The sequence below is a fragment of the Salinarimonas rosea DSM 21201 genome, assembly GCF_000429045.1.
Taxonomy (GTDB): domain Bacteria; phylum Pseudomonadota; class Alphaproteobacteria; order Rhizobiales; family Beijerinckiaceae; genus Salinarimonas; species Salinarimonas rosea.
This window is the reverse complement of the sequence record NZ_KE386842.1, coordinates 244,816-251,159: the sequence shown is the minus strand read 5'-3', so window position 1 is coordinate 251,159 and position 6,344 is coordinate 244,816. Positions and strand designations below refer to the sequence as shown.

8 protein-coding genes and 1 pseudogene are annotated in these 6,344 nt (G+C 74.3%); 4 read left to right on the top strand and 5 right to left on the bottom strand.

From position 1 onward, the window contains the following. The 3 genes and pseudogenes from G407_RS32215 to G407_RS0124455 all read left to right on the top strand — a co-directional run. A pseudogene (locus G407_RS32215) lies at window positions 1-198 on the top strand (copper oxidase); the annotation flags it as partial. 28 nt (window positions 199-226) lie between these two features. Continuing rightward, window positions 227-733, top strand: coding sequence for a cupredoxin domain-containing protein (locus G407_RS0124460; protein ID WP_029032919.1), 507 nt, complete (start codon window positions 227-229; stop codon window positions 731-733). After that, window positions 730-1,017, top strand: a complete 288-nt coding sequence (locus tag G407_RS0124455; RefSeq protein ID WP_029032918.1) for a copper-binding protein — start codon at window positions 730-732, stop codon at window positions 1,015-1,017. The genes G407_RS0124460 and G407_RS0124455 overlap by 4 nt, the downstream gene beginning before the upstream one ends. A gap of 170 nt (window positions 1,018-1,187) precedes the next feature. Here G407_RS0124455 and G407_RS0124450 read toward each other — a convergent pair whose 3' ends face one another. Genes G407_RS0124450 through G407_RS0124430 form a run of 5 tightly spaced genes read right to left on the bottom strand, consistent with a single transcriptional unit; the run spans window position 1,188 to window position 5,284 of the window. Next, on the bottom strand, window positions 1,188-2,207 hold the full coding sequence (locus G407_RS0124450; protein WP_029032917.1) for an adenosine kinase: 1,020 nt from the start codon (window positions 2,205-2,207) through the stop codon (window positions 1,188-1,190). Window positions 2,208-2,209: 2 nt separating this feature from the next. After that, window positions 2,210-2,722 (bottom strand): helix-turn-helix domain-containing protein, encoded by a 513-nt coding sequence (locus tag G407_RS32810; protein ID WP_342418144.1) that lies wholly within the window; start codon window positions 2,720-2,722, stop codon window positions 2,210-2,212. Between the two features lie 11 nt (window positions 2,723-2,733). Beyond that, entirely contained in the window at window positions 2,734-3,360 is a 627-nt protein-coding gene (locus G407_RS0124440; protein WP_029032916.1) for a Smr/MutS family protein, read from the bottom strand. Next, the gene (mltA, locus tag G407_RS29890) at window positions 3,357-4,586 is read right to left on the bottom strand and encodes a murein transglycosylase A (protein ID WP_043540468.1); all 1,230 of its coding nucleotides are present in this window, start codon (window positions 4,584-4,586) and stop codon (window positions 3,357-3,359) included. Before mltA ends, G407_RS0124440 begins: the two co-directional genes overlap by 4 nt. After that, on the bottom strand, window positions 4,583-5,284 hold the full coding sequence (locus G407_RS0124430) for a Tim44/TimA family putative adaptor protein (RefSeq protein ID WP_029032915.1): 702 nt from the start codon (window positions 5,282-5,284) through the stop codon (window positions 4,583-4,585). The genes mltA and G407_RS0124430 overlap by 4 nt, the downstream gene beginning before the upstream one ends. A 379-nt stretch (window positions 5,285-5,663) precedes the next feature. On the opposite strand from G407_RS0124430, the gene secB reads away from it, so the two are divergent. After that, complete coding sequence (gene secB / locus G407_RS0124425; protein ID WP_029032914.1) at window positions 5,664-6,206, top strand: protein-export chaperone SecB; 543 nt, start codon at window positions 5,664-5,666, stop codon at window positions 6,204-6,206. The last annotated feature ends 138 nt before the right edge of the window (window positions 6,207-6,344 follow it).

Sequence of the window (6,344 nt, the reverse complement as noted above, 5' to 3'; positions counted from 1 at the left end):
GAGGGCCTGGCGGCGAACGACTATGCCGACCCCGGCTGGTACGGCCACCCGGCCGGTACCGTCGCCTACGAGTGGACGGGCGAGGCTCCCGAGGCGGCCCGCGCCGACGCACCCGCCGCCGACACGGCGGAGTTCCGCGTCGTCGACCGGCGCACCCGCCGCGACGCACCCGCGTCCGGCGGCCACAACGACCACTGACCCCCAGACACGACAAGGAGACAGCCGCATGATCTTTCGTGGATACACGCTCGCGCTCGCCGGAGCGCTGACGCTCGCCGGCACGGCGGCACTCGCCGGACCGGGCGCCCAGGGACACCCCCACGACTACGCTTTCGGCCGCGAGGGCGACCCGAGCAAGCCCGCGCGCGTCGTCGAGGTCACCATGCTGGAGGGCCAGGGCACCATGCAGTTCGAGCCGGCGCTGGTCGAGGTCGCGCGCGGCGAGCAGATCCGCTTCGTCCTCTCGAACGCCGGCGCCCTCGAGCACGAGTTCGTCATCGGCACCGTCGAGGAGAACCGCAAGCACGGGCAGATGATGATGAAGTTCCCCGAGATGGAGCACGACGACCCGAATGCGCGGCGGCTCGATGCGGCGCACCGGGGCGAGCTGCTCTGGCAGTTCACCGAGGCCGGCGAGTTCGAGTTCGCCTGCCTGATCCCTGGACACCTCGAAGCGGGCATGCGCGGCACCATCGTGGTCCGCGACGCCGCCAACACTGGAGACCACTCATGACACACAAGACCTCGGCCGCCGCGCTCGCAGCGCTGCTCCTCTCGACCGCCCTCGCGGCCGCCTCGCCCACCGAAGGCGAGATCCGCAAGATCGACGCCGCCGCGGGCAAGCTCACCGTGCGTCACGGTCCGATCGAGAACCTCGGCATGGACGCCATGACGATGGTGTTCCGCATGCCCGAGACGGGGATGGCCTCCGGCCTCGCCGTCGGCGACCGCGTCACCTTCGAGGCCGACCGCGTGAACGGCGCCCTCACGATCACGCGGATCGAGAAGGCGAACTGAAGACGGACGACCGGAGGCGGTCGGCCGCCCCGGGCCTCCCTCGCGGGGGCCCGGGGCAACAGGAGCGGTCACCGCCGAACGCCGGCATCGTCGCGGTCTCCGCCGCCTGTGCCGGCGTCGTCACCGTCGGCCGGGCCGGCTCCGCCTCGGATGCCGCGCGTGGCCGGCCCTCAGCCCAGCAGCCCGTTCGCCTCCGCCATCTCCTTCAGGCTGCGCTGCGGGCGCGCGCCGATGTGGGAGATGACCTCGGCGGCGGCCATCGCGCCGAGCCGGGCGCAGGCGATGTGGTCGAGCCCGCGCGTGAGGCCCGCGAGGAAGCCGCCGGCGAAGAGGTCGCCCGCGCCCGTGAGGTCGACGATCGCCTCGGGCGGATAGGCGTCCACGGCGTGCGTGCCGGCGCGGCTGACGATCAGCGAGCCGCGCTCCGAGCGCGTCACCACGGCGAGGAAGTCGCGGTCGGGGTGGCCCTCCTCGCGCAGGGCGGCCAGCGCCGTGTCCTCGTCGGCGGTCTCGTAGAGCGCCTTGAGCTCGTGGATGTTGGCGAACAGGATGTCGAGCGCGCCGGTGCGGGCGAGGTCGAGGAACTCGGCGCGGTAACGGTCGACGCAGAAGGAATCCGAGAGCGTCAGCGCCACCTTGTTGCCGGCGCCGTGGGCGATCGAGACCGCCTTGCGGAAGGCCTCCTTCGCCGCCGGCGGATCCCACAGGTAGCCCTCGAGATAGGTGATGGCGGCGCCCTGCACGGTCGCCGCGTCGATGTCGTCCGGCGTCAGGTTCTGGCAGGCGCCGAGATAGGTGTTCATGGTGCGCTCGCCGTCGGGCGTCACCAGGATGAAGGAGCGCGCCGTGGCGGGGCCGTCGGCCGCGGCGTACGCGGTCTCGAAGCGCACGCCCGTCGCGTTCATGTCGTGGCGGTAGATGCGGCCGAGCTCGTCCTCGCGCACCTTGCCGATGAAGCCGGCGCGGGCGCCGAGCGAGGCCGCGCCCACCGCCGTGTTGGCGCCCGAGCCGCCGGAGATGATCGCCGCTTGGCCCATGCGGGCGTAGAGGTCCTCGGCGCGCGCCTCGTCGATGAGGTTCATCGAGCCCTTGTGAAGCTTCTCGGAGACCAGGAAGGCGTCGTCGGTGTGGGCGATCACGTCGACGATGGCGTTGCCGAGGGTCAGGACGTCGAGCTCGGGCATGTTCATCCTCAGTTGCTGTCTTGGTCGGGCGACGGATCGCGGGACGGGGCGGGCGCGCCGGAACGCGACGGGTTAGACCCGCTCGTGCCCGGCCCGTCAAGCTCCGCCGCCGCATCCGGCGTCGCAGGAATGCCATCCAGGATCGCGAGCATCGCCTCGACCCGGCCCGCGTCGAGGCCCCCGATCTCGCGCGCGAGGCGGTTGGCCAGCAGCACCGCGTCGGGCCCGGCGGCGGCGGCGGGGATGCGGGGGGCCGGGTCGGAGAGCTCGGCGAGGCGCTGGAGCTCGTCCGCCTCGTCCCAGATCACGCCGAAATAGTGGATCGTGCCCTGGACGAGGGTGAAGGTCGGGCGCCCGCGCTCGCCCCGCTCCAGCGCCGAGAGGTAGGCGCTCGAGACGCCCAGGTGCGCCGCCATGTGCTTGAGCTGCAACCCGCGCGCGGCGCGCAGCCGGCGCACGTGCCGGCCGAAGGGCGTCAGCGCGCGCGCCTCGGCCTGCGGATCGCGGGTTCGGCGCGCCACGGCCGCCTCCCTCAGCGCCAGTCGCGTCGGCGAAGCCGCACGTAGAGCGCACCCTCCCCGCCGTGGTGGTGCGCCGCCGGCTCGAAGCCCACGACGAGGCCGCGCAGGCCGGGCTCGGCGAGCCAGTGCGGCACGAGCCGGCGCAGCACGCCGCGCTCCTCGAACAGCGCGCCCGTCTCTCCGCCGCGCCCCGGCGCGCCCTTGCCGGTGATCACGAGCACGATCGCCTGCCCCTGCGCGGCGGCGCGGTGCAGGAAGCCGTGGAGCGCGAGGTGCGCCTCGCCCTGGCGCATGCCGTGCAGGTCGAGCGTCGCGTCGGGGCGGCGCGAGCGGCGGGCGAGCGCCGTGCGCTCCTTGCGGGCGAGCTTCGACAGCGGGGGGATCGGCGGCGGAGCGGGGGGCGTCGGGCGGTAGGGCGCCGCGGTCGGCGCGCGGGGCTTCGGCGGGACGCCGGGCGCGCGCCCGGGGGCCGGCTTCGTGCGCGCGACCTTCGGGGGTGCCGCGGTCGCGGTCGGCGGGACGGGCGGCGCGGGCTCCGGCGGGATCGCCTTGCCGGGCAGGGGCTCGACATGGCGCACCACGTGGCGCCACAGGAGCCGCTCCTCCTCGGTGAGCTCGCGCCGGCGCCGCCGGGTCATCGGCCGTTCCCCGGGCGCAGCGCCGGCGGCGCAGCGATCTCCGCTTCGGGGCGCGGCAGCAGCACGAAGAAGTCCGTCGCGTGCCGGATCAGCCCCGCGCGCGTCCCGGCCCGGGCGCCGGAGCCGACGAAATAGTCGCCGCGCGCCGGGCCGAGGATGGCGGACCCCGTGTCCTGCGCCACCATCAGCCGCGCCAGCGGATGCACGACCCCGTCGGCATCCGGCAGCGCGCCCGAGAGCCAGAACGGCAGGCCGTAGGGCCACAGCCCCCGGTCCACCGCGAGCGAGCGCCCGGGCGTCAGCGGCACGCCGGCGCCGCCGGTCGGGCCGGGGGCCCGGTCGTGCGCGGGATCGTTCGCGTCGAGGACGGCGAAGAAGATGTAGGAGGCGTTCTCGCGCATCAGCGCGCGGGCCTCTTCGGGGTTCTCCCGCAGCCAGCCGAGCAGCCGCTCGAGGCTCATCGCGTCGCGGTCGATGGCGCCCCGCTCGACCAGCAGGCGCCCGATCGAGGTGTAGGGGTGGCCGTTGCGCCCGGCATAGCCGACCCGCAGCACCCGCCCGTCCTCCAGGCGAATGCGCGCCGAGCCCTGCACGTGCACGATGAAGGCCTCGCCGGGCTCCTCCAGCCAGACGATCGGCGGCGCGGCGTCCCCGAGCGCGCCCTCCTCGATCTCGGCGCGCGTCGGCGCCGGCCGGAAGCCGCCGGCGTCGTCCGTCAGCGCGGCGCGCAGGGAGCCGTCCACGCCCGGCCGCGTCTTGCCCTCGGCGAGCGTGACGAGGTCGGCGGGGCGGGCGCGCAGCGGCGTCGCGAAGCGGGGCGTGCGCACGAGCGAGCCCGCGAGCTCGGGCTCGTAGTATCCGGTGAGGAAGCCGCGGCCCGAGGGGGGGATCACCCGGTGGGGGACGAAGGTCCGCTCGAAATAGGCGCGGGCGTCGCCGGCCGCGACGCCCTGCGCCGCGCGGCAGGCCGCCAGCAGGTCGACCCCGGCCGCTGCGGCCGGGCGCAGGGCGGCGCGGCCCTCCAGGATCGGGTCGCAGGAGACGCGGAAGGCGGCGAGCGCGGCGGCGTGGTCGTCCGCCTCCCAGCCGGGGAGATCGGTGTACGCGACGCGCTCGAGCCGGGCGCCGCCGACGTCGGGTGCGGTCGCGAGGGCGGCGACGGGAGGAGGGCCGAGCGCCATGGCCGCACCCAGCGCGAGGAGGAGCGCGCGACGCGCGCCCCTCATTGCCCCGCTTCGGTCGCGACGAGCTGCCAGTTGGGGTCGCGCGAGCCGAGCTGACGGGCGAAGGTCCACACGTCGGTGACGTCGACGACCTGGTCGGCGGAGCCCTCGACGACGTCGCCGGCGGCGGAGCGCGTCACCGAGATCAGCTCGGAGACGATCCGCACGGTGATCTGGGCGGTCTTGCCCTTCACCTCGGCGCCGGTCACCTCGGCCTTGTCAATGGCGACGAACGTGGTCTCGGCCTTCTCGCCGCGGGTCTCGCGATCGGTGATCGCCGCCTCGAAGCCCTCGTAGACCTCCTTCGACAGGAGATCCTTGAGCGTCTTGCGGTCGCCCGCCGCGAAGGCGGTGACGATCATCTCGTAGGCCATCTTGGCGCCCTCGAGGAACTCGCGGCCGTTGAAGGCCGGCTCCTGCCGGGCGATCTCGTCGAGCCCGGCGCCGACCTCGGCCCCGGGCGCGGAGATGCTCTTCCAGCGGTCGGGCGAGGCGGGGGCGCCGGCCGCGCCGTTGGGCAGGCGCACGACGTTGTCGGCGCCGGGACGCCCGCCGCGCGGGCCGGACGCCTCGCGCCGGAACGGATCCTGCGGCGGCTTCTCGTTCCCGGTCTTGGTGCCGAGCACCGAGCGCAGGCGCCAGATCACGAAGACGGCGAGCGCGAGGAAGATGAGCGTCGTGAGGTCGAAGGACTCTTGCATCGTCGGTCCGGCCTGGAGTTCCCGGGAAGCGGGCGTCTGTTCGAGGGCGCCGCGGCGGCGATAATTCGCCGACGCGCCGCGCCCTCGTCCGCATATGGGCAAGGTGGGTCGTAACATCCACCCACTGTCGCGACAAGGAGCGTGACAACGCGGCTTTTTCTCGCGTCGTGGATCGGCCCACGACGCGACCATCGCGCACGAGCGTGGCGAGCCCGTGGCGGGATCCGCACGCCGCCCGCGCTTGTTCCCTCGCGCGAAGCGTGTTAGCGCGCCCTCATCGAGGCCGGCGAGGCCCCTGCTCCGGTCCCCGCCCGCCTTCCCGCGCCCGGTCGGGCGCTCACGCAGGAAGTCCTGACTTCAGGAATTCGGAGACATCCCGATGGCCGACACCCCGGCGACCAACGGCGCCCAGAACGGCGGCGCCCCGAACGGCGGCGGCGCCGCCGGCGCGGCGAGCGCGCCCTCGCTCAACGCGCTCGCGCAGTACACGAAGGACTTCTCCTTCGAGAACCCGACCGCGCCGCGCTCGCTCGCCCCGCAGCAGGCGCAGCCGAAGATCGGCATCCAGGTCAACGTCAACGCCAAGCAGATGAGCGAGACCGACTACGAGGTCGAGCTCAAGCTCGAGGGCGACGCCAAGACCGACGACGTGGTGATGTTCAAGTTCGAGCTGAACTACGCCGGCGTCTTCCGGGTGAAGAACGTGCCCAAGGAGCAGCTCCACCCGGTCGTCATGATCGAGTGCCCGCGCCTGCTCTTCCCCTTCGCCCGCCAGATCGTGGCGGACGCGGTGCGCAACGGCGGCTTCCCGCCGCTCTACATCGACCCGATCGACTTCGTCGCGCTCTACCGCCAGCGCGTCGCCGCCGCCCAGCAGGCGCAGGCGACGGCGCCCGGCGGCGAGGGCCCGCAGACGGCCTGATCGCGCGCGATCGGGAGGGGCCGGCAGGGCCCGCAGGACGCCTCCGGACGAAGCCCGTCCGGAGGCGTTCGCACGTCCGGGGCGCAATCGCGGGGCGTCTTGCGCGGCCGGCGCCCCGGCGTAAGCTCGGCCGCGGCA